Genomic DNA, 21589 nt, shown 5'->3' on the forward strand with positions numbered 1-21589 from the left:
CTTAATGTTGGCAATTATACAAAAAGAATATTAAGTGACTATTAAGCGTCTTTATTGAATGTAAATTGATCACTTTGTGGTGTGAGTGTTGCAGGTAGCTAGATAAATAGGGTATAGAACTATGCTTCTGACAGCGGGCCATTGTCGTTATTTCTTCATATAGGGTATTTAAAATATATTTATTTGATAATATTTTGACCTTGGTGCCCCTTTTGATGATAAAATCAGAAATAATAGATAAAGATTTTTTATAGCTGTCAAACGACACAGGATAGTGAGGCGGTATATGGCATATATTAAGTTTAATCAAGTAACTGAAGCGAGAAGTAAAATCATGGCACGCTTAAGTCAATTAGGTTTAGAGCCTGATGAAGACATGATGCACACTCTTGAAGCGAATCCTCAATATCTGAATCGATTGACTTCTTTATTCAAGGCATTAAAAAAATATAATATTGCGCTTAATGATAAACTCCATAAGACTATTGCAAGTAACGCTGCTAATGCGGGCTATGTGGTTCATCTATTAGAGTTTATGCATGAAGCTGGCATTGACACTGCAATTATTGCACCCGAGGTTTTGTTTCAAGTTGCAAAGTCAGAAACCACTCTCATTCATGGGATTCGTCAACTTATCGCTCATAATGCAATTGGTACAGCCAATTTAAAACTAATGTTTTCTTATCCTGAGCAATCGTACTTACTTGCTGATTTAATCATTAACTTTCAAGCACATGCTTATCCTACTGAAAAAATAGTTGAAAAGCTGGGTAAATTTCATTCAAAAAAAATGAATACAGTGATTGAGTTGCTTACTCTACTTTTAAATAAAAATCTCTATTACAGCGAATGTTTGGACATTTTTTTAGCTCAGCAAGAGCATATAAGTAATATTTATGAGGGAGCGAAAAAGCTTGCCGTAGAAAATAAGTTGGCAGCAAGTTATTTAGATACCATCGGAAAAGCGCCAAAAAATGCCAATATTCTCGCTAATATTATTTTGCTACTACATAGCACCTCACTTATTGATTATAAAAAAACAGAGGATCTTTTAATTGCAAGTAGATTGGGAGCTGGCGCGTTTCATTTGTTGATGCACTTGCAGCAAGCAGGTATCTTAGATGCAGAGCATTATAAAAAAGTGTGCCAGCATAATCCGATACTGAATAAACCTGAAGTCATCGAATCTTTAAGTAATCTTCCTCTATTCGTTGCATTTGAGAAAGGCGAGTTAGAACAAATGTTGATTTTAATAACTAAAGAACCTGGTTCTGATACCGATTGCAATGAATTGATCGAAATGATCCAAAAGCATGTTTTAACAATTACACCCCATTTGTAACCCATGCAAAATTGCTTTAATACACTCATTTGTGTTATATTTATGCCCTTAGAGATCAATTAAGGGACAGTTATGACTGTGACAGACAGTAGTACAAATAGAATGATTACCAGCTTAAAACCTGGTACCGCCACAGCAATAACTAATTCACCTGGTGCTTCCTTTGTGGAACGTTTGAGAAAATTAAATCTAGGAAATGATCCACAAATGATAGCTCTTCTTGAAGCAAACCCTGATTATGGTAACCGTTTGATTTCTTTATTTAAGGTCCTTAAAGAGCTCAAAATTGACTTGACTGATGGACTTGCTCGACTCATTGCAAATAATATTTCTCAAATTGGTAGAGTGGTCAATTTGCTGGAATTGATAAAAAAAGAAGTAAATATTGATCCCAGAACTCTTTCAATGCCGCTTTTATTTAATGCGGCTCCATTTGATGAAGCTGTTGCTCAAAGCGTACGTGATTTAACACAGGGAGATTTGCTTGATCCTGATATTTTTAAATTATTGCTTGCTTATCCTGCACAAGCACACAAGATTTCGCAATTGTTGATTAATCTTCAAGAACGCGCCTATGAGAGCTCCGCTTTAGTAGAGAAACTTAATGCTGTCTCAATTACGGCAGAGCGTATGGATACGGTTATTAATTTGCTTGATTTAGTATTGGAAAACAACCTCTTTTACCCTGAGATGGTAGATATTCTTCTAAGACAAGAAGCATATATCGATAGAATTTATGAAGGAGCTACAAAGCTTATTGCAGAACACTCGCTATTCCCTGACTATTTTGCGATGCTCGAAGCAAATCCGAAAAATGCTAATATCTTCGCTAAAAATATTTTGTTATTACGTGATGCACAATTTATTAATTTCTCTAATCCTGAATGTTTAGCCATAGTAAGTCAATTAGGTATTGGTGCATTTCACTTTATGAAAATTTTGCATCGTGCGGATCAGTTAAATGAAGAAAATTTTGAAATAGTTTGTCAAAAAGATAATATATTAAATCGTGAAGAAGTCATTGACGAATTAAGCCGACTTCCTTTGCTTACTGAGTTCGATGAGGATGAATTGGAAATGATGTTGTGCTTAGTGGCTCAAACAGAATTGTCTGATGCAGATGTTGAAGGGTTCAATAGCATAATACGTTACCATCATATTTTTGAAAATCAATGCGCTGCATCTGTAAGTCTCTCTTAATCCGCAAGCAGTGTTTCTGTTTGCATCCTAATTTATCTTAATGATTGCAGCTGCCTCTATTTATCGAGGTAGTGCCATTATATTCATTTGTTGTTGAATTGCTTGCTGTTGTGCGGCCGCGTTTTGCTGTTGTGTAATGGCAATAGAGTCATTCATGGCGTTAATCGCATTTTCCTGTTGGACAATCGCATTGCTATCTATTGAGGTGTTGGCATCTAAGGGGACATCGGGATAAGCTGCTTGTGGGGGATTATATCCACGAGTAAATGTGTAGTTGGCTGGTGGATTTGAGGTTCCAACAACATAAGCGGTTGGAGCGCATCCGTTTAAAATAAGCATTGTTCCTAAGAGACACATAGAGCAGGTAGTCTTTATCATAAAAATCGCCCTTAAGGCATACAATAATTGTATTACCAATTCCATCTTAATTGTATAATTATAGATCAAATTATTCATTATTTGATCGATTATTGGGCGGTAAAGAGAAGATATTGTAATCAGGACCCAGTAGAATGGGACTTGATAGGTAGACACTAACTTACTAATTTCTTGTGATACAATAAATTTTTACAGCGCTCTCTATGTATCGCGCTTTCTAGCCTGGGTAGAGGCGAAGCCGTAACCCGAGGATTCGAATAAGAATCATGCTTTCATAACCCGGGTTTTCGCTATGCTTCACCCAGGCTACAAAACATCATCATTATAATGGCGCTAAGAAATTACCCATATTAGGTTTTTGACCCAGACGATATTGGTACACTACATAAAAAGCCATAATATTTTTTAGGTAATTCCGTGTTTCTTGCCAAGGTAGGGTTTCTATCCATACATCAATTTCTTTAGGTGGGTGCGTCCTTAACCAATAAACGACTTGTTTGGGCCCTGCATTGTATGCTGCAGCAATGAGGATCGGGTGATTGTCGAATCGTTTTTTAAGTTGTTTTAAATACGCCACGCCAATATTGATGTTCTTTTGGGACAGAAATAACTGCTTTTGATCATTATATGGAATTTTATCTGCTTTGGAGACCACCCTGGCAGTATAAGGCATGACTTGCATTAAACCGCGAGCGCCTACTGAAGATGTTGCGTCATCTCTAAAGCCACTTTCCTGACGAATAATGGCGTAAATAAACTCTGGAGCAACAGCATATTTTTTAGAGTAGAGGGAAATGCTGTCTTTATAAGCCAAAGGAAATCTTAACGACAGTTGATTATTTAGGGTCTCGTTATTACTTAAGTAAACAGATTTCCCATGCCATTGCAGCTTCTGATCAATCCAATAAACCAGAGCGCTTGCCTCATCTTTAGGCAGCTCACTAATAAAATCATTAAGTAAGCGCGATGCTTGTAGCGTTTGTTTGTTCAAGTAGAGTGTCTGAATTTGATCAATAAATGCTTGGTAGGGCTTCAATACATCCAGATTTGTTGTTGGATTTTCATTGGTAAAACTGGGCGTTTTATTGAGGCGAAGACTGGCAAGAAAGCCATAATATTGTCTGTTTTTCGCTAAAGGCTCATAAATTGCTTTTGCTTCTGCTTTTTTTCCTTGTTCTTCTAAAGAACGTGCTAGCCAATATTGCCAACACGGTTCATCTTTATGTTTTGAATCATTAATTAATGCGGTAACTTGTGCCCAGTTTTTGCGTTTTAATGCAAAACGTATTTGCCAGTCCAGTAAAACATCATTGTAATATTGAGGTTTTACTTTGGCGAACCATTGCAAAGCGTCTTCGTGATTGCGCATGGCTCTATAAAGTGCTACATGGGCTAAAAAAGCTTGTTGTTGTGCTTGATTAAGCATTTTTTGCGTTTTACTTTGTTGCCATAGCGTCAGTGCTTTATCCATATTAATAGAGACCATTCGTTTAAGGCCATAAAGGTAGATCTCACTATTTAATCCGCCTGGATTTAGCTTGCTGATGTTTGCTGGGTTTTGATACACAACGTTTAAAGCATTTAACTCAGATGCATGGGGTGTTTTGTATTGCTTTAACAAATATCGGGCGAGTTGGATATTGCGCCTATCTAAAGCCAAGTTAATTCGGTGTGTAATTAAATTTTGATTAAAATTATTATCTTTCAAAAGCAAGTCAAATAAACTATTGCATGAAGGAGGCATTGAATCACCGCTTAACCACAGTGGAATGGACGCTTTTAATGCCTCTTGCTGCTTGCCCGTGTTGTAGTTTGCTATTTGTTCATAACAAGCAAGATTCAAATCATTAGAAGGTTGGTAGTATTGGCTAAAGCTCGTCCAATCCTTGTTTCTGGCTAATTCATACAACCATTTTTCGCGTAGTTTCGTGGATAAAGGAGTGGTTCCTTTAATAAAATCCAAAAATGCGGTACTGGGCGTAGTTGTAGGAAGATTTTGGCTAAAAGACAAATAAGTGTTAAAACGTTCCATGTACGCTTCACCTGAGAGCGCAATGCACGTCTGGGAACTAATAATGCTGCAAAAGAGTAAAATAACTTTTTTCATAACTTATCTTCATTAAGGTCCATTGATATTTGCTACCATGTCATCCCTTGCTGTGCTCATGATGACGTGGGTTTAGATTCGTTTAAAATCACTCCATATTGGCTCAATCTAACCTTTGGTAACAGAGTCCAATTGTTGGCGCATGGAGTCAATTGTTTCTTTATAATTTTTGCTTTTGAATACCGCAGCACCGGCTACAAATTGGTTTGCTCCTGCACGGGCTAAAGTAGCAATATTTTCTATGGTTACTCCACCATCGACACACAGATCAATGTGGGGATAGAGTTTACGAATTTGGGGGATTTTATCGATAATTTCCGTGATAATTTTTTGCCCGCCAAAACCAGGATTTACGGTCATTACCAATACAAAATCGAGTTTATGGGCGCACCATGTCAGCACCTCAATAGGTGTTGCTGGATTTAATACAAGTCCTGCCTCACATCCTAAATCTTTTATCAATTTTAAGCTGCGATCCAAATGTATTGTTGCATCGGGGTGAATACTAATTCGTTTTGCTCCTGCTTTCCCAAATGCCTCAATTAATGTATCTACAGGTTCAGCCATGAGATGGACATCGATGGGAAGTTTAGGGAAACGTTTGAGCAAGGCCTCACAGAAAGCAGGGCCAAATGTTAGATTGGGAACATAATGATTATCCATTACATCAAAATGTATGAAATCAGCTCCTGCATTCATAACGGCTTCTACTTCGTTGCCTAGGCACGTGAGATCAGCAGACAAAATCGAGGGTAAAATATGATAAGTCATAGAGTATTTTTCTAATTTGGGCGAATAGGTATATCATATGCTGTCTTGGAAAAACATTCCATGATGTTAAACTAAAGAGTTTGCATTCAAATCGATTTTTTTAAGATTGTGGTTCTTAATAAGCTCACGTTCAGGTTTTCCAGAATGCTTTGTATCTTGAAAATTTGGTCAAAATATGAGACAATGTGTCTTTATTTCAGCACTTGTAATTTGGAGGTTATCTCAATTATGATAGCCAAATTACAGAAAGCTAATCATGCTTTTTAGGAAGAATAATATGAGTCAAAACTGGCCTACCAGAGACAAAGATTTACAAGCTGCCCGCGTGATTATGGAAGAGTACGCTAGTGAACGTGAAAGTGATTCGTTAGGTCTTTTTGAAATTGTTGTGGATCAAGCGGAGAAAAAAATGGATTTTCGTTTGTCTGGTTGGGTTATCGTTTTAGCAAAGCATTTTAATTCAATGTATGGCGTGAGCCAGGGTGACTTTGTAACTCGGCAAATTATCACGCGTTGTTTGACTCAGGGACAAACATTGCATTAAATTTTCTCGGTCCCTTAGGGGATAATCTACTAAATGCTCTATTCATAAATCTACTTCTAGCCTGGGTGCGGCGCAGCGAAACCCGGGTTTCGGCCTCGTTGGCTTTGCACCCAGGTTATTTTTTAGAATTCAAACAAATACTTATTGTAATTTTGTTTGTATTCATCGGAATTTTGAAATTGGACTAGTGCTTGGTTTAGCTGCGTTAATAAGTCTGCATTAGCAGGATTAATGACTATTCCATAACCATATCCATACATATAGGGCGGTCCCATTAATTGAAACATATCTCCAGAGTTAGATGCCCAATAAATAGCGGTCGCATTGTCCATTAGAATGATGTCTACAGCGCCATTGCTCAAGGCTGCGAGTTGGTCCTCAATACCGGAATATTCCTTAACATTAGGATTATTAACGCCCATTTGCTTTAGTTGTTCTAAAAATACAGTACCGGTTTCTAATCCTATTCTTTTCTTGTTTAAAAGATCCAGGCTAAACGGTTCTTTTGAATTGGATCGTTTTCCTAAAAATCGAGAGTAACTGAGTAGATAGGGTAAGCTGAAATTGACTATTTTTGCACGTTCATTAGTAATCGTGATTGAGCTGACTGCAACATCTAATTTATTGTTAGCCACTGCATCAATTAATTTATCAAAACGCATGACATGAAAGACGCACGTTCTATTCATAATTTTGCATAGATTGTTCATCATATCCACATCAAAGCCATAGGCTTCTTTGTGGGTTCCTTGCATGACGAATGGCGGGTCAAAACTTTCAATCCCTACATTGAGTGGTTCGCCTAGGGCAAACAGTGATGATGTGAAACAAATAAATGCAATGAGAATTAATCGAGTCATTTTTAATATGAAATTATTATTGATTTTTATAGATTATAACGAGAGTATTAATTTTGGGAATGAAAAATATAAAATTTATGCAAATGGAAATCCCTAAGCTATTGGAATCAAAAGCATGGTTCATTGAAAAACATCTGGCGGATTTACAACACCCCCTGCATGACAAGGTCATCGAGCTACTCCTTGTTAGTGATTATGCATGTCGACAGATTCAATTATTAAAAACATTACTCCAAGATGATGAATGTCGTTCTTTGTTGTCTCGAGAGGATTATTTTCACTGTTTGCAGGCCGTGTCATTTAGTTTGCCTCAGGCGGCTTATTTTCGTACATTGCGGCAATTTCGTAACACCCATTTTTTGCGGTTACTTCTTCTTGAACTAGCAGATATTGCCAGTACGGCACAGGTTATGCGTGCATGGTCTGATTGCGCTGATGCGCTTATTTTGCATGCAATCAATTATTGCAAACTGGAATTATCCCGGCGTTATGGTGTTCCACGTGATGAAAAAGGAAATGAGGTCGAATTATTTACTCTAGCCATGGGGAAATTAGGAGGTAGAGAGTTAAATTACTCCTCAGATATTGATCTCATTTTTGCCTATACAGTGGTGGGAGAAACTGATGGTGAGGAGCGCATCGATAATCAGCACTATTTTAGTCGCTTAGTACAACAGTTCGTGCAGACGTTACAAAATGTAACTCCTGATGGCTTTGTTTTTCGAGTCGATATACGCTTACGCCCCAATGGAGACAGTGGCCCACTGGTTTCTAGCTTGGCTGCAATGGAAACTTATTACCAAGAGCAGGGTCGTGATTGGGAACGCTATGCTATGGTGAAGGCACGGGTTATTACTGAAACAGCGGATGAGGTGCTCCCCTGGTTTGAGCGTTTGATTGTACCATTTGTTTACAGACGCTATGTGGATTTTAGTGTGATTGAATCATTACGTAGTATGAAGGCTATGATTGAGCGGGAAGTGCAATTAAATCCACGATTAGATGATATAAAGCGTGGCAAAGGCGGGATCAGGGAAGTCGAGTTTGTTATTCAAAATTTTCAGTTAATTCGTGGTGGCCGTTTACCGCAATTACAAGTACAAAATGCTCTGCTCGCACTTACTGTTTTAAAGCGAGAACAACTATTACCGCACACCGATGCTTTAAAACAAGCTTATTTGTTTTTACGTAAACTCGAAAATACACTTCAGAGTTTAAATGATCAGCAAACCCACTCTTTACCCGAAGATCTGGTGAAACAAGAACAAATTATTTTGGCTATGGGCTATTTGTCTTGGGAGGATTTGCTTAATAAATTGCATAAATATCAACGCATTATTAGTTATGCGTTTCATTCAGTGCTTGGTAAGGTCAAAGATTATGAAGATGAGAAAAGATTATTAGCAAATCAATTAGCTAGCCTTTGGCAAGGGCATGTCGAAACCAGTATGGCAATTAATTTGCTTACTAGTTTAGGTTTCGCAAATGCGTCACATTGCTATCAAATGATTCATTCTTTCCGTCACAGCCCTCGCTGCCGACGTCTTACGCAAGGCGCGCGTATGCGTTTGGACCGATTTATGGTGATGTTGCTTGCGGAACTGACGCATGTTGAAAAAACGGATGAAGTGTTATTGCAGGTGATGCATTTGCTCGAAAATATAGTAGGTCGCAGCGCTTATCTTGCTTTGTTAACGGAGAATCCTCAGGTTTTAACTGAATTATTATTTTGGTTTGCGCAAAGTCCATTTATTACCTCTTTATTAGTGAACCAACCTTTTTTGTTGGAAGTCCTGTTGGATCAGGACGAAGAATGGCGCCCGCAATCATTGCATCAGTTACAAGGACTATTAGTTGAAAGATTAACCCATCATCATGATGTTGAAGTACAAGAAGAAATACTGCGTCAATTTAAGTTAACTAATTGGTTAATGGCAGCACGAGCAGAACTTTATGGCTTTTGCAATGCCGTACGCATTGGTCAATTTTTGTCTGATGTGGCTCAAGTCATTGTCAACCAGGTATTAATCATTGCCAGTGAGCAATTGTGTATGCGATATCCGGAAATGCAGCAGGTAAAAACCCACTTTGCAATTATTGCTTATGGAAAATTAGGTAGTCGTGAAATGAATTATGCTTCTGATTTGGATTTGGTGTTTTTGCATTCGGCACCACTGTCTGAGGAGGCATTGATTACTCGTTTAACGCAAAAAATTTTACATATGCTAACTACTCGCTCTCAGTCTGGGGTTTTGTATACGGTAGATACGCGTCTTAGGCCTTCTGGAGCAGCCGGGTTATTGGTAAGTCATGTTGATGCCTTTGTCGAATACCAAAAAAATCAAGCATGGACATGGGAACATCAGGCCTTATTAAAAGCACGCATTCTCAGCGGACATAGTCGGATTAGACATACCTTTATACAGTTAAAAAAATCAGTTTTGTTGTTGGCGCGTGACAAACCGACACTACTGCAAGATGTATTGGCGATGCGATCCAAAATGGAGCAATACCAAGATAGGAATCCTATTTCTGAAGGGTTACTGGATTTGGAATTTTTAGTACAGTTTTTAATCCTACATTTGGGTGATCCTTCTTTAGCTCGTTATACACATACATTAAGCCAACTCCAGCATTTGTTATTAGCAGGCGTTCTAAGCAAAGAACACTATAGCCTTTTAAAGAAAGCATATAAGAAACACCATAAATTATTGCATCAGAATTTACTGCGTCCAGGAGTGATGAGCCAAAAAAATATGCAGGATGAGATATTGAGCGTGTGTAAAGAACTTTTTAATCAATTGCAGTAAATCGATATAAAGAACCCGGGTTACGGCTTCGCTTGCACCCAGGCTACAATAATAAATGTAGCCTGGATATATCGCAGCGAAACCCAGGTATCAAGTTAACTGGCTATATTTGTGAATTCTGCATAGAGATCATAATCATCACTATCGGTAATAACGACCTCAGCAAAAGAGCCCACTTTAATGCCAGGAGTTGGTGGCAGAATAACGAGACCATCGATTTCTGGTGCGTCGCTTTTACTGCGTGCAATAATTTGCTCTGAATTGACCTCATCAATTAATACGGTTTGCACACCGCCAATTTTATTCTCTAATTTATCACGGCTAATTTCTGCTTGTAATTGCATGAAGCGATGGTAGCGCTCTTCTTTAACTTCCTCTGGCACTGGGTCGCTTAACTCATTCGCTTTCGCGCCTTCAACAGGAGAGTATTTGAAACATCCCACGCGATCTAATTGAGCTTCCTCAAGAAAGTCGAGTAATTCCTCAAACTCTGCTTCTGTTTCTCCAGGAAAGCCGACAATAAAGGTCGAACGTAATGTAATATCCGGGCAAATTTCTCGCCAGGAAGCGATACGCAGCAAAGTATTTTCACTACTTGCAGGTCGCTTCATTGCTTTAAGCACTCGTGAATTAGCGTGTTGTAATGGGATATCTAAATATGGAAGAATCAGCCCATCTCGCATTAAAGGGATAATCTCATCTACATGTGGGTAAGGGTATACATAATGCAGACGGATCCAAATACCTAATTCCCCTAATTGTTCGCATAAATCGTAAAAACGTGTGTCAACGTCTTTTCCTTTCCAGTTTATAGGTTGATAACGGGTATCCACACCATAAGCGCTTGTATCTTGGGAAATCACTAAAATTTCATTAACACCTGCATCTTTTAATTTTTGAGCTTCAGTTAATACTTGTGCCATTGGGTAACTTTGCAATTTTCCACGCATGGTAGGAATAATGCAAAACGTACATTTTTGATTGCAGCCTTCAGATATTTTTAAGTAGGCATAATGGCGTGGCGTTAATTTAATGCCCTGTGGTGGAATCAGTTGCGTAAAAGGATCTGCAGGGGGAGGCAGGTGCTGATGAACTGCATTAACGACTTCTTCATAGGCATGTGTGCCGCTAATATGCAGCACATCAGGGCACGCCTCTTTGATGATCTCGGCTTTGGCACCTAGACAACCCGTAACAATAACACGTCCGTTTTCGGCCATTGCTTCTTTAATAGTATCCAGAGACTCTTTAACGGCGCTATCAATAAACCCACAGGTATTAATTACTACAACACCTGCATCTTGATAACTGGACACTAATTCATATCCCTGTGCACGCAACTGGGTAATAATGCGTTCGGAATCTACCAGCGCTTTGGGACAACCCAGGCTAACAAAACCTACTTTATGATTCATAAAACTCTAACTGTAAAAAAAGTGAACGAATTATACCTCTTATTGAGTATTTTTGTCGACAGGATTAGGGATAAAATTATTGGAGTATCATTTTTTTACGTGAACATATGCCTGACTGTAAGCATGCTCGAAGAATAACGGTAGAAGAGGCCCTGGTTGCAAGCAATCAGGCTAGGGGGGATTGATAAATAATATGGACGTGTACACAATGGCAAACAGCCAATATTTTGGAGGCAGCCCGAAAATGGAGGCTCTGTTTCATCAAGATAAAGAACCTAAATTGCATAGCAATTAGAGGGTACAAAGTAATAGTGCTAGACCATGGATGGATTCCCTGCCTGCGTGGGGCATGACAGCGGAGCCAGGGCGTTTTAGCTGTTTCATTTCAGTCTATTTGTTTTAGCGTTTTTAAAAATTTATTTGCAGATACTTCTCCAACCAACTTGAGATTATTCAGTTCTTTGCCTTGCGCATCAAAAAATATAAACGTTGGCGGTGCCACAACATCAAAGTACTTGAGTAGGGCTTTATTTTCCGTTGTGTTTGTTGTGACATCTACTTTAATGACTGTAAAACGAGCTAAAGCTTTTTGTACACGAGGGTCTTTAAACGTTGTTGCTTCCATAACTTTGCAGGATGTACACCAGTCAGCATAAAAATCAAGCATCACCGGTGTGCCTTCAGCATCAGCTAAAGCTTCTTTTATGATGCTTAGATTCTGTTTTTGTTGTGTTTTAACAGGAGCGTTAACTGGTACTGCATTTGCTGATTGTGCCGTGGTTAAAGGTTGTAACGGATTGCTTGCCCCCATACTGGCGCCAACCAAAATCAAGAAACCATAGACTAGTAGAATGAGCCCCATTCCTTGATTGAACTTTTCGCGATGTGTTGCTGAATAAGTGAGCGCACCGCAGTAAATTCCTGAAAAAATAAGCAAACTGGCCCATAAGATCATTCGGACTAAGGGGGGCGCAATTCGCGAAATGAGCTCAATGGCAACAGCAATAAAAATAATACCAAACAGCGCTTTGATGGTATTCATCCAACTGCCTGTTTCAGGCAACCAACGACCAGCAGAAGTACCAATGAGAAGTAAGGGGGTTCCCATTCCCAGGCCTAAAACAAATAAGGTCAGACAGCCTAAAAGAATATTTCCGGTTTGGGCAATGTAAGTTAATACCCCAATTAATGGTGCTGTAACACAAGGTGAAAGGATTAGGGTAGATAAACAGCCCATGATTGCGGCCCCAACATAGTGGCCACCTCTTTGGTTGCTGGAACCATGTATTTTTGCTTGCCAGGAATGCGGTAACTTGAATTCATAAAATCCAAACATGGATAACGCCAATAGCAAAAAAATCAGGCTAAATACACCTATAGCCCATGGTGATTGCATGCTAATTTGCAGATTGGCGCCCAGTAAAGCAACTACAGCACCAATGATTGCATAGGTAATTGACATGCTGAGCACATAGCTTAATGAAAGGAAAAAAGCTTTTCTCGTCGTAATGGTCTTACCATGACCAACAATAATTCCAGATAAAACTGGAACCATAGGTAAGATACATGGCGTAAACGATAACAGCAAACCAAAACCATAAAAAGTAATCAAAATGAGGAGCCAGTTGTTGCTTGAGAAGACTTTTGTGATTCCATCGTTTTGAGGTTCTTCGGTGACAGCTGGCTGAGTATTGCTTGGTTGCTCCAGGCTCGCTTGTGTTAAAGCCAAACTGTCATCAATAGTTAGCTGAATCGTTTTGATTTCCGGTGCATAACAAAAGCCATCATCTGAGCATCCTTGATAGTGTAAATCAACTAAAGCTTTTCCAGGTTTATTTCCTAAAATACCTACAGGAATGGTGATTTGATTGCGATAGACGGTATACACATGTCCTTGCTTATCTACTTTTTTCTCTGTATGAGGAAGCCGAAGAGTACCTAATTGAATTGCACTGTTGGGTTTGGTACTTAATTTAATACGTTCACTATAAAGAAAATAATTGGGTTTTATCTGAAAATTGATGGCGAACGTATTAGGATCCACCGTAGTGACATTGACATGAAATACTTCTGCAGCAGGAAGCGGGTTTGCATGCAGAGCAAATGTGGTTATAAAACAAAGCAACAATAAAAACCATTTTCTCATTATGAAACCTTTATAATAAATGTAGTCTGGGTGCAGGAGGCTTAATATATATTGTAACTATATCAGAACATTGTATGGTGTGAAAAAAATTAAAGCTAAAATTTTTTTTATTTTTACCCTTGAAACTCCTTTCCTAGCCCCCATATGTCAGTCAGTAACATTGCAAATTGACTTTAAAGATTAATTAATCAGGAGATAGAAGCATGAAAATTCGTCCTTTACACGATCGAGTTGTTGTTCGTCGTATGGAAGAAGAACGTACTACAGCAGGTGGTATTGTTATTCCAGATAGCGCTACTGAAAAACCAATGCGTGGTGAAATCGTTGCTGTTGGTGCTGGTAAGATATTAGACAACGGTGATGTTCGCGCTTTAGCAGTAAAAGTGGGTGATGTTGTTCTGTTTGGCAAATACTCAGGTACTGAAGTGAAAATCGACGGGAAAGAACTGGTTGTGATGCGTGAAGACGACATCATGGGTGTAATTGAGAAGTAAATTGTTTCATTAGGAGAGAAAGAGAATGGCTAAAGAATTACGTTTTGGGGATGATGCCCGTTTACAAATGTTAGCTGGTGTTAATGCATTGGCTGATGCGGTACAAGTGACTATGGGCCCACGTGGTCGTAATGTGGTATTAGAGAAAGCTTACGGCGCGCCTACTGTAACTAAAGACGGTGTATCTGTTGCAAAAGAAATCGAATTTGACCAACGCTTCATGAATATGGGTGCGCAAATGGTTAAAGAAGTTGCATCTAAAACTTCTGACACTGCTGGAGATGGTACTACTACTGCAACTGTATTGGCACGTGCGATTGTTGTTGAAGGGTACAAAGCAATTGCTGCTGGTATGAATCCTATGGATCTGAAGCGCGGTATCGACAAAGCAGTTACTGCAATCACCAAAAAATTACAATCTATGTCTAAGCCTTGCAAAGACAATAAAGCAATTGCTCAAGTAGGTACTATTTCTGCTAACTCTGATGAAGCAATTGGTTCTATTATTGCTAGTGCAATGGATAAAGTAGGTAAAGAAGGTGTTATTACTGTTGAAGACGGTAATGGACTTGAGAATGAATTATCTGTTGTTGAAGGGATGCAGTTTGATCGTGGTTATATTTCTCCATACTTCATCAACAATCAACAAAACATGACTTGCGAGCTTGAGCATCCATTCATCCTGTTGGTTGACAAGAAAATCTCTAGTATTCGTGACATGTTGTCTGTATTGGAAGGCGTTGCAAAATCAGGCCGTCCATTATTGATTATCGCTGAAGATGTTGAAGGCGAAGCTTTAGCAACTCTAGTTGTTAACAACATGCGTGGTATTGTTAAAGTGTGCGCGGTTAAAGCTCCTGGATTTGGTGATCGCCGTAAAGCAATGTTACAAGACATCGCAATTCTGACTCGTGGCGAAGTGATTTCTGAAGAAATTGGTAAGAGCTTAGAAGCTGCTACTTTAGAAGATTTGGGTACTGCAAAACGTATCGTAGTAACCAAAGAAAACACTACAATTATTGATGGTGAAGGTAAAGCTGCTGAAATCAACGCGCGCATTACTCAAATTCGTGCTCAAATTGAAGAAACTACTTCTGATTATGATCGTGAGAAATTACAAGAGCGTGTTGCTAAGCTTTCAGGCGGTGTTGCGGTTATCAAAGTCGGTGCTGCTACTGAAGTCGAAATGAAAGAGAAGAAAGCTCGTGTTGAAGATGCATTACATGCTACTCGTGCTGCTGTAGAAGAAGGTATTGTAGCTGGTGGTGGTGTTGCTTTAATTCGTGCACAAAAAGCTCTGGATTCTTTGAAAGGCGACAATGACGATCAAAACATGGGTATCAACATTCTTCGTCGTGCGATTGAAGCGCCAATGCGTCAGATCGTATCAAACGCTGGTTATGAAGCTTCAGTTATTGTAAACAAAGTATCTGAAAACAAAGATAACTATGGTTTCAATGCTGCGACTGGTGAATTTGGTGACATGGTTGATATGGGTATTTTGGATCCAACTAAAGTAACTCGTATGGCATTACAAAATGCTGCTTCTGTAGCTAGTTTAATGCTGACTACTGAGTGCATGATTGCTGATTTACCAAAGAAAGATGAAGCTGCTGGTGACATGGGCGGCATGGGTGGAATGGGCGGTATGGGAGGCATGGGCGGCATGATGTAAGCCTCTCTCATTCCTATTCCTTTAAAAACCCGCCTTAATTGGCGGGTTTTTTATTTGTAAGGGCTGTATCGACTCATGTCATCCCTACACCTGCCATTTTTGCTAACGAATACCTAACATGTACAGGGATGGCGAGAATTGTAAACAGCGCCTGGAATTTTTGAAACGTATCATCCACAATAAATGAGAACTATAAAGTCAGGAGTTATAATGGGAACAATAATTAAAAAAATGGAAGTAGTTTTGGCCGATACTTATGCTCTATATCTTAAAACGCAAAATTATCACTGGCATGTTAAGGGGGTACACTTTAAAAGCCTGCATGAATTGTTTGAAATGCAATATAAGGAATTGGCAGAAGCTGTGGACGCTGTTGCAGAGCGCATTTTAATCATGGGGCATAAGGCTCCCGCTACATTTACTGCACTGAATCAATTAAAAACGATTAAGGATGGCGATTCCAGTGCTGATGCGAATCGAATGGTAAGTGATTTAGCCCAAGATCATGAGACTTTGGCGAAAGATTTGAATGCAGCAATTAAACTGGCTCAGGAACACGGTGATGAAGGGACAGTTGCTTTGCTTAGTGAACGCATTGCTGCTCATGAAAAAGCACGTTGGATGTTGAACGCCTCTACGATTTAGTGTTCTGTTTGATATGTGTAGCCAGGGTGAAAGTCCGAAGGGCCGAAACCCGGGTTTCACTTCGCTGCACCCAGGCTACTTCTTAATTATTTTATTTTCGATTGCATTATTTTTCATTACCTTATTTTCCGCCCCTGGTTTTAAGACGATAATGCTAATGCGTCGGTTTTCAGGACTAAAGGGATCTTTTGCATTAAGAAGCTGGGTTGATGAAAAACCAGATACCCGTAAGACTCTATCAGGATCCAAGCCTGCTTTAACCAGAGCGCGACGAGCGGCATTGGCTCTTTGAGTGGATAATTCCCAGTTGGTATACTCAAGCTCCTCCGGATTATGGTAGGGATGGGCATCAGTATGTCCTTCAATAGTAATTTTATTGGGCACATTTTTAAGCAGTTTGGCAATCTGGGCAAAAATTAATTCCATTCCTGGATTGAGCTTGTCTGAGCCCACATCAAACATAGGTTTGTTCTGATTGTCGATTAATTGGATGCGAAGTCCATTGTCCACTATTTCCATCAATAATTGACTCTTTAGGCCAGCAAGTGAAGGATCTTGTTGGATGCTTAAATTAATTTGTGATTTTAAATTTTCGAGTTTTTGAGTTTGCTCTTTATTTGATTGAATGACTTGAATGTCTTGAGCTACTTTACTCTGGGCAGATGCTTTATCGGTTGTGGAAACCTGCCCATTGGTGTCTTTGATATTGGGTCCGCCACCTTTAAGGTTTATTTGTTGATTGCCGACGTTTTTACCACCAAAGAAAGTGATTTTCATCGGTTGTTTAAAATATTCAGCAATACCGTCTTTTTGTGCTTTGTTTAGTGACGCAATCAACCACATCAATAAAAAGAATGCCATCATCGCAGTCACAAAATCGGCAAAAGCAATTTTCCATGAGCCGCCATGATGTTTGTGTTGGTTTTTTTTGACTTTTCGAATTATTGGGGCCGAACTCGATTTTACTTTACTGGCGTTTTCACTCATGCGGTAACCTCATTAACTCGGAGTAGGTTCAGCAGCAGAGTTCTCCGAACTTGATGAGGATGCCGCTGGTTTGAAATTTTTAATTTCGTCATTGAGCTGAGAAAAGGTGGGGCGTTGTGCCGAAAACAATACCTTACGTCCAAATTCAACTGAAATAATAGGCGGATTATTGTGCAGACTCGCCAGTATGGTTGCTTTGATACAGTGCAGCATCAACTGAGTTTGATTGGCATGATGTTCCATTGCTGATGCTACGGGACCAATAAATCCATAACCGATTAAAATACCTAAAAAAGTACCCACAAGTGCATGCGCAATCAGTACTCCCAGTTCAGGAGGAGGTAAATTAATCGATTCCATCGTATGAACTACACCAAGAACTGCAGCAACAATACCAAAAGCAGGCATTGCATCAGCAAGTTTCGCTAAGGCATTGGCTGGGATCATTTCTTCTTCATGATGTGATTCAATTTCCATGTCGATTAAGGCTTCAAGTTGGAATGGTTGCAGGTTCGATGAAACGATCAATCTGAGGTAATCACAAATGAACTCAATAACATGATGGTTTTTCATGAGAGAAGGATAGGAGTTGAAAATAGGGCTTTCTTCAGGTGAATCAATATCGGCTTCCAAAGACATTAATCCTTGTTGTCGTGATTTATTCAGCAGGTTGTATAACAGGCCTAATAAATTACTGTTGTTCTCTTTAATTGACTTTTCACCACGAAATACTTTCGGTAAGGCCTTTAACAGGGCTTTTAGTACTGAGGCACTATTCGCGACAATCAGCGAGCCTATGGCTGCTCCTGCGATAATGAGCAGTTCAATGGGTTGAAAAACTGCTGCAAGATGGCCGCCACCAAGAGCAAATCCGCCAAAAACACAGAGTAGTATGACTATATAGCCTATTATAATTAACATGTTTATTCGTTCTCCAAACCTTTATTTAAGATAATCGTGAACAACTCGACCATAAGGTAAAGTGAGATCTGTTAATAAATGCACACCATTTACTATACGTCGTATGGGAAGATTGGCTACTGGGGCTAATGCATGGTGTGATAATTGCAGTTGAGCTGGTCCTTGCCAAGCCCCTTTAATAACAACATCTTCAAGAAAATACTCAACCAACTCACAAATACGCACACTGCCGTCAACATGTGGAATTATCTTAAGTAAATAATTTGGTGCCTTCATGGATTCAGCTACCTTTTTGACATCGAGTGCTTCATATTTATAGCCCATAGTGGCGGTAGCAATGCGACAAGGTCCATATTCCAGGGTGCCTAATAGCGTTTCATGCACAACTTCCAGTTTGGGTTGGGCCAGTTTTTTAGGGAATCCCCAAATTTCACGACCACCTGCTATGGGGGGGAGATCATCCAAAAACATTGCATGGGTATAACTTCCCATTTTGCCTTTATATCGTACCGGTATGACTTGTCCTGATTCTGTATAGTCGCCAAATCCTGTTGAATCAGGCATACGAATGAATTCGAATTTAACTAAAGGCTCTACTACTTCTAATGGCGCTGGAACTACTTCGCGCAGCAAATCCATATCGGTTTCATAGGTAATTGTTAAAAATTCTCTATTAATAAAGCGATACGGGCCACGAGGATAAGATGGGCTGACGAGTGGCATGGCAAATGCTTGTTTTTTTACCTCTGCTTCATTCATTTTCAGACTCCTCTTTTAAATGTTTATTAGGGGACATATCGTAAACAGCAATACCTGTTGTTTGAGATACTTTCTTGTTCCAGGGAGATTTTTTAATTGCTCTTGTTCCATCAAAGTAGCCCCGGTTTATACGCTCTAAAATACTTTTTTGTGAAAACTCGTAATCTTTTGAAGAAAGTTCAGTTTCATCGTGCTCGCATAAAAAACGTACTACGGAGATCGTAGACTGATGCCCTCGTGCAATACAAAGCTGCAGTTCTGGGTTTCCACGCTCTTCTTTGGGAACATAACGAGAAAGTATATGAATGGTGTTTTTTAATGCATGAATCTGTTGATACATTTCAATCGCTTTCGAAAAGCGGCTGGAATACTCTATATCTTTTTTACGCTTCATTACTTCGTCTATTGATGTAGGATACAAGCCATAAGAGTCAAATAAATGAATTGCAAAGCAGAGCAGATTTTTGGGGCATCGATGTACTGATAATACATAAGTTGCTGGCGAGTTGCTGGAAATCCCACCATCCCAATAATATTTTCCCTCAATTTCAACGGCCGGAAAACCAGGAGGTAATGCACCACTGGCCATAATGTGCTCAGGCTCGATTTTTGTATCTTGTGAATCAAAGTACACCATCTCTCCTGAGCATATTTCAACGGCACCGACGCTTATGCGTGTTGCTTTGGAGTTGAGACGATCAAAATCGACAAATCGCTCCAGGGAGGATTTTAAGTGTTGGGTATCGTAAAAACTGATGGTATTGGGTTTGTTATAATATCCCATGAGTAAGGGAGGAAAGCGGGGGGAAAAAAAGCCTGGTTGGCCCCATAATAAGGTGGATTGAGCTGATAGGAAATGCTCTGCCTTTCGACTTCCTTCATCATCGGGAAGTAGCCTGTTATCGATTAGCGATGTGCTGGCAATGGTTTCCCAAAATTGTAACATTTTTTCAACGCGTACCCCTGGTGGATTGCCGGCTGCGATTGCTGCATTGATCGCCCCTATTGAGGTGCCAGCAAACCAATCGGGCTCATAACCGGCTTCATCCAAAGCATGCATAACGCCTACTTGATAGGCGCCTAAAGCCCCACCACCTTGAAAACAGCACGCAACGTGTTGGTGTTGTTTTATTTTACTTTTTTTTGTCCGGGCCATAGGACTTACTCCATGAACCATCCGTGACTTACGATCAGTGATTGACCGGTCAAAGCATTTGATTCAAAAGACGCAAAAAACAGCGCAGTTTGTGCCACGTCATCGGTGGTAGTAAATTCTCCGTCAACGGTATCCTTGAGCATGACATTCTTAATGACTTGCTCTTCAGTGATCCCTAATTCTTTAGCTTGTTCGGGAATTTGTTTGTCAACTAATGGTGTACGTACAAAGCCTGGGCAAATGACGTTCGCTCTAACATTATGAGCTGCGCCTTCTTTGGCAACGACTTTACATAAGCCAATTAAGCCATGCTTTGCAGTCACATAAGGTGCTTTCAGTTTAGACGCTTCTTTGGAATGGACTGAGCCCATATAAATGATACTTCCTCCATTACCAGAGGCATACATATGTTTTAATGCGGCACGAGTTGTTAGAAAAGCGCCATCTAATTGAATGGATATTAATTTTTTCCAATCAGAAAAAGCCAATTGATCTACAGGGCTGATAATTTGAATTCCAGCGTTACTGACCATCACATCAACGCCGCCAAAGTATTTTGCGACATCATCAACGCCTTTGATGACTTCATCTTCATTGGTGACATTCATGGCAACGGCCATGGCTTCTCCACCTTTAGATTTTATTTCTTCAGCAGCACTATTGGCTTGATCGAGATTCATATCAGCAATGGCAACCTTAGCTCCTTCTTTGGCGTATACTAGGGCGATTTCTTTACCTATTCCACTGGCCGCACCAGTAATTATGGCTACTTTATTTTTTAAGCGCATGATTACAATCCTTGTATTATTTTGAGTTAATGATCAATCGGTTAGGATTAATCTGAAAATTCTTCTAAAAAGTATAGCAATGGAAATTTGATATTGCTTTATATTCATTAAGATTTTTTCTTTGTTAAAGAAATTTCATAAAATGTGTTCTCGTTTTTTACATGAAGCCATGCAATTTACTAAATCCAGGCTAACCATGAGAGTAAAGACACCCTTAACTCAAAAAAGTTAAGGGTGTTTAATTTTGTGTATTTTGTATTAGTAGTAATAATAATTGTAGCCAGGACGATAGTAACGATGATGATAGTAATAGCGTCGGTCTTGTTGTTGGCCGATTGAGTTTCCTATTAATGCACCAGCTCCTGCACCAATCACGGTTCCAACGGCACTGCCTCCAGTTACTGCATACCCTAGGCCAGCTCCTGCAGCACCGCCTGCAGCAGTACCCACTTCCGTATTAGTACAACCCCCCAGCATAAAAGCTGATAAACCGACAAGAACTAAGGGAGTAATAATTTTTTTCATAGCGAACTCCTTTTTATAATTTTAGGATTCTTGCAGTGATAGAGCAGATATTCATGACAAGAAGAT

The 21589-nt window shown here is 39.5% G+C and carries 19 protein-coding genes; 7 read left to right on the top strand and 12 right to left on the bottom strand.

Annotation, left to right across the window (positions count from 1 at the left end; translation table 11 throughout):
• The first annotated feature begins 286 nt into the window (after positions 1–286).
• Positions 287–1342: a hypothetical protein gene (locus tag Lste_RS15475; protein WP_058511898.1), complete on the top strand. Its 1056-nt coding sequence runs from the start codon at positions 287–289 to the stop codon at positions 1340–1342.
• Positions 1343–1414: 72 nt separating this feature from the next.
• Positions 1415–2542 (top strand): hypothetical protein, encoded by a 1128-nt coding sequence (locus Lste_RS15480; protein ID WP_058511899.1) that lies wholly within the window; start codon positions 1415–1417, stop codon positions 2540–2542.
• 60 nt (positions 2543–2602) lie between these two features.
• Here the strand turns inward: Lste_RS15480 and Lste_RS15485 are convergent, their stop codons facing one another.
• The 3 genes from Lste_RS15485 to rpe all read right to left on the bottom strand — a co-directional run bounded on the left by Lste_RS15485 (position 2603) and on the right by rpe (position 5798).
• On the bottom strand, positions 2603–2920 hold the full coding sequence (locus Lste_RS15485; protein ID WP_058512457.1) for a hypothetical protein: 318 nt from the start codon (positions 2918–2920) through the stop codon (positions 2603–2605).
• 322 nt (positions 2921–3242) lie between these two features.
• Positions 3243–5027: a transglycosylase SLT domain-containing protein gene (locus Lste_RS15490; RefSeq protein ID WP_058511900.1), complete on the bottom strand. Its 1785-nt coding sequence runs from the start codon at positions 5025–5027 to the stop codon at positions 3243–3245.
• 108 nt (positions 5028–5135) lie between these two features.
• Positions 5136–5798, bottom strand: coding sequence for a ribulose-phosphate 3-epimerase (rpe, locus tag Lste_RS15495; RefSeq protein WP_058511901.1), 663 nt, complete (start codon positions 5796–5798; stop codon positions 5136–5138).
• 277 nt (positions 5799–6075) lie between these two features.
• Here rpe and Lste_RS15500 point away from each other — a divergent pair, with 277 nt between their 5' ends.
• Positions 6076–6342 (top strand): hypothetical protein, encoded by a 267-nt coding sequence (locus Lste_RS15500; protein ID WP_058511902.1) that lies wholly within the window; start codon positions 6076–6078, stop codon positions 6340–6342.
• Between the two features lie 122 nt (positions 6343–6464).
• Here Lste_RS15500 and Lste_RS15505 read toward each other — a convergent pair whose 3' ends face one another.
• On the bottom strand, positions 6465–7202 hold the full coding sequence (locus tag Lste_RS15505) for a transporter substrate-binding domain-containing protein (RefSeq protein WP_058511903.1): 738 nt from the start codon (positions 7200–7202) through the stop codon (positions 6465–6467).
• A 59-nt stretch (positions 7203–7261) separates the two neighbouring features.
• On the opposite strand from Lste_RS15505, the gene glnE reads away from it, so the two are divergent.
• On the top strand, positions 7262–10012 hold the full coding sequence (gene glnE / locus Lste_RS15510; RefSeq protein WP_058511904.1) for a bifunctional [glutamate--ammonia ligase]-adenylyl-L-tyrosine phosphorylase/[glutamate--ammonia-ligase] adenylyltransferase: 2751 nt from the start codon (positions 7262–7264) through the stop codon (positions 10010–10012).
• A gap of 95 nt (positions 10013–10107) precedes the next feature.
• On the opposite strand, the gene rimO is transcribed toward glnE, so the two are convergent.
• Both rimO and dsbD read right to left on the bottom strand, forming a co-directional pair.
• Entirely contained in the window at positions 10108–11427 is a 1320-nt protein-coding gene (rimO, locus tag Lste_RS15515; RefSeq protein WP_058511905.1) for a 30S ribosomal protein S12 methylthiotransferase RimO, read from the bottom strand.
• Between the two features lie 385 nt (positions 11428–11812).
• On the bottom strand, positions 11813–13573 hold the full coding sequence (gene dsbD, locus Lste_RS15520; protein WP_058511906.1) for a protein-disulfide reductase DsbD: 1761 nt from the start codon (positions 13571–13573) through the stop codon (positions 11813–11815).
• 203 nt (positions 13574–13776) lie between these two features.
• Between dsbD and groES the strand changes: the two genes are divergently transcribed.
• From groES to Lste_RS15535, 3 genes are all read left to right on the top strand, one after another.
• Positions 13777–14067: a co-chaperone GroES gene (gene groES / locus Lste_RS15525; protein WP_058511907.1), complete on the top strand. Its 291-nt coding sequence runs from the start codon at positions 13777–13779 to the stop codon at positions 14065–14067.
• Between the two features lie 25 nt (positions 14068–14092).
• Entirely contained in the window at positions 14093–15742 is a 1650-nt protein-coding gene (gene groL, locus Lste_RS15530) for a chaperonin GroEL (protein WP_058511908.1), read from the top strand.
• A gap of 210 nt (positions 15743–15952) precedes the next feature.
• On the top strand, positions 15953–16387 hold the full coding sequence (locus Lste_RS15535) for a Dps family protein (protein ID WP_058511909.1): 435 nt from the start codon (positions 15953–15955) through the stop codon (positions 16385–16387).
• Positions 16388–16462: 75 nt separating this feature from the next.
• Here Lste_RS15535 and motB read toward each other — a convergent pair whose 3' ends face one another.
• From motB to Lste_RS15565, 6 genes are all read right to left on the bottom strand, one after another.
• The gene (motB, locus tag Lste_RS15540; protein ID WP_058511910.1) at positions 16463–17374 is read right to left on the bottom strand and encodes a flagellar motor protein MotB; all 912 of its coding nucleotides are present in this window, start codon (positions 17372–17374) and stop codon (positions 16463–16465) included.
• Positions 17375–17386: 12 nt separating this feature from the next.
• Entirely contained in the window at positions 17387–18295 is a 909-nt protein-coding gene (gene motA / locus Lste_RS15545) for a flagellar motor stator protein MotA (RefSeq protein ID WP_058511911.1), read from the bottom strand.
• A gap of 21 nt (positions 18296–18316) precedes the next feature.
• On the bottom strand, positions 18317–19054 hold the full coding sequence (locus tag Lste_RS15550; protein WP_058511912.1) for an acetoacetate decarboxylase: 738 nt from the start codon (positions 19052–19054) through the stop codon (positions 18317–18319).
• The gene (locus tag Lste_RS15555) at positions 19047–20210 is read right to left on the bottom strand and encodes a patatin-like phospholipase family protein (protein WP_058511913.1); all 1164 of its coding nucleotides are present in this window, start codon (positions 20208–20210) and stop codon (positions 19047–19049) included. Before Lste_RS15555 ends, Lste_RS15550 begins: the two co-directional genes overlap by 8 nt.
• 5 nt (positions 20211–20215) lie before the next feature.
• Complete coding sequence (locus Lste_RS15560) at positions 20216–20998, bottom strand: 3-hydroxybutyrate dehydrogenase (RefSeq protein WP_058511914.1); 783 nt, start codon at positions 20996–20998, stop codon at positions 20216–20218.
• A 258-nt stretch (positions 20999–21256) separates the two neighbouring features.
• Positions 21257–21523 (bottom strand): glycine zipper domain-containing protein, encoded by a 267-nt coding sequence (locus Lste_RS15565; RefSeq protein ID WP_058511915.1) that lies wholly within the window; start codon positions 21521–21523, stop codon positions 21257–21259.
• Positions 21524–21589 lie beyond the last annotated feature (66 nt).

Origin of the sequence: Legionella steelei (assembly GCF_001468005.1) — a bacterium.
Taxonomy (GTDB): Bacteria; Pseudomonadota; Gammaproteobacteria; order Legionellales; family Legionellaceae; genus Legionella; species Legionella steelei.

What these genes read in the sequence shown, in the direction of transcription:
- Lste_RS15475 (WP_058511898.1), top strand. Translation starts at nt 287, where the DNA reads ATGGCATATATTAAGTTTAATCAAGTAACTGAAGCGAGAAGTAAAATC.
- Lste_RS15480 (WP_058511899.1), top strand. Translation starts at nt 1,415, where the DNA reads ATGACTGTGACAGACAGTAGTACAAATAGAATGATTACCAGCTTAAAA.
- Lste_RS15485 (WP_058512457.1), bottom strand. Translation starts at nt 2,920, where the DNA reads ATGATAAAGACTACCTGCTCTATGTGTCTCTTAGGAACAATGCTTATT.
- Lste_RS15490 (WP_058511900.1), bottom strand. Translation starts at nt 5,027, where the DNA reads ATGAAAAAAGTTATTTTACTCTTTTGCAGCATTATTAGTTCCCAGACG.
- rpe (WP_058511901.1), bottom strand. Translation starts at nt 5,798, where the DNA reads ATGACTTATCATATTTTACCCTCGATTTTGTCTGCTGATCTCACGTGC.
- Lste_RS15500 (WP_058511902.1), top strand. Translation starts at nt 6,076, where the DNA reads ATGAGTCAAAACTGGCCTACCAGAGACAAAGATTTACAAGCTGCCCGC.
- Lste_RS15505 (WP_058511903.1), bottom strand. Translation starts at nt 7,202, where the DNA reads ATGACTCGATTAATTCTCATTGCATTTATTTGTTTCACATCATCACTG.
- glnE (WP_058511904.1), top strand. Translation starts at nt 7,262, where the DNA reads ATGAAAAATATAAAATTTATGCAAATGGAAATCCCTAAGCTATTGGAA.
- rimO (WP_058511905.1), bottom strand. Translation starts at nt 11,427, where the DNA reads ATGAATCATAAAGTAGGTTTTGTTAGCCTGGGTTGTCCCAAAGCGCTG.
- dsbD (WP_058511906.1), bottom strand. Translation starts at nt 13,573, where the DNA reads ATGAGAAAATGGTTTTTATTGTTGCTTTGTTTTATAACCACATTTGCT.
- groES (WP_058511907.1), top strand. Translation starts at nt 13,777, where the DNA reads ATGAAAATTCGTCCTTTACACGATCGAGTTGTTGTTCGTCGTATGGAA.
- groL (WP_058511908.1), top strand. Translation starts at nt 14,093, where the DNA reads ATGGCTAAAGAATTACGTTTTGGGGATGATGCCCGTTTACAAATGTTA.
- Lste_RS15535 (WP_058511909.1), top strand. Translation starts at nt 15,953, where the DNA reads ATGGGAACAATAATTAAAAAAATGGAAGTAGTTTTGGCCGATACTTAT.
- motB (WP_058511910.1), bottom strand. Translation starts at nt 17,374, where the DNA reads ATGAGTGAAAACGCCAGTAAAGTAAAATCGAGTTCGGCCCCAATAATT.
- motA (WP_058511911.1), bottom strand. Translation starts at nt 18,295, where the DNA reads ATGTTAATTATAATAGGCTATATAGTCATACTACTCTGTGTTTTTGGC.
- Lste_RS15550 (WP_058511912.1), bottom strand. Translation starts at nt 19,054, where the DNA reads ATGAATGAAGCAGAGGTAAAAAAACAAGCATTTGCCATGCCACTCGTC.
- Lste_RS15555 (WP_058511913.1), bottom strand. Translation starts at nt 20,210, where the DNA reads ATGGCCCGGACAAAAAAAAGTAAAATAAAACAACACCAACACGTTGCG.
- Lste_RS15560 (WP_058511914.1), bottom strand. Translation starts at nt 20,998, where the DNA reads ATGCGCTTAAAAAATAAAGTAGCCATAATTACTGGTGCGGCCAGTGGA.
- Lste_RS15565 (WP_058511915.1), bottom strand. Translation starts at nt 21,523, where the DNA reads ATGAAAAAAATTATTACTCCCTTAGTTCTTGTCGGTTTATCAGCTTTT.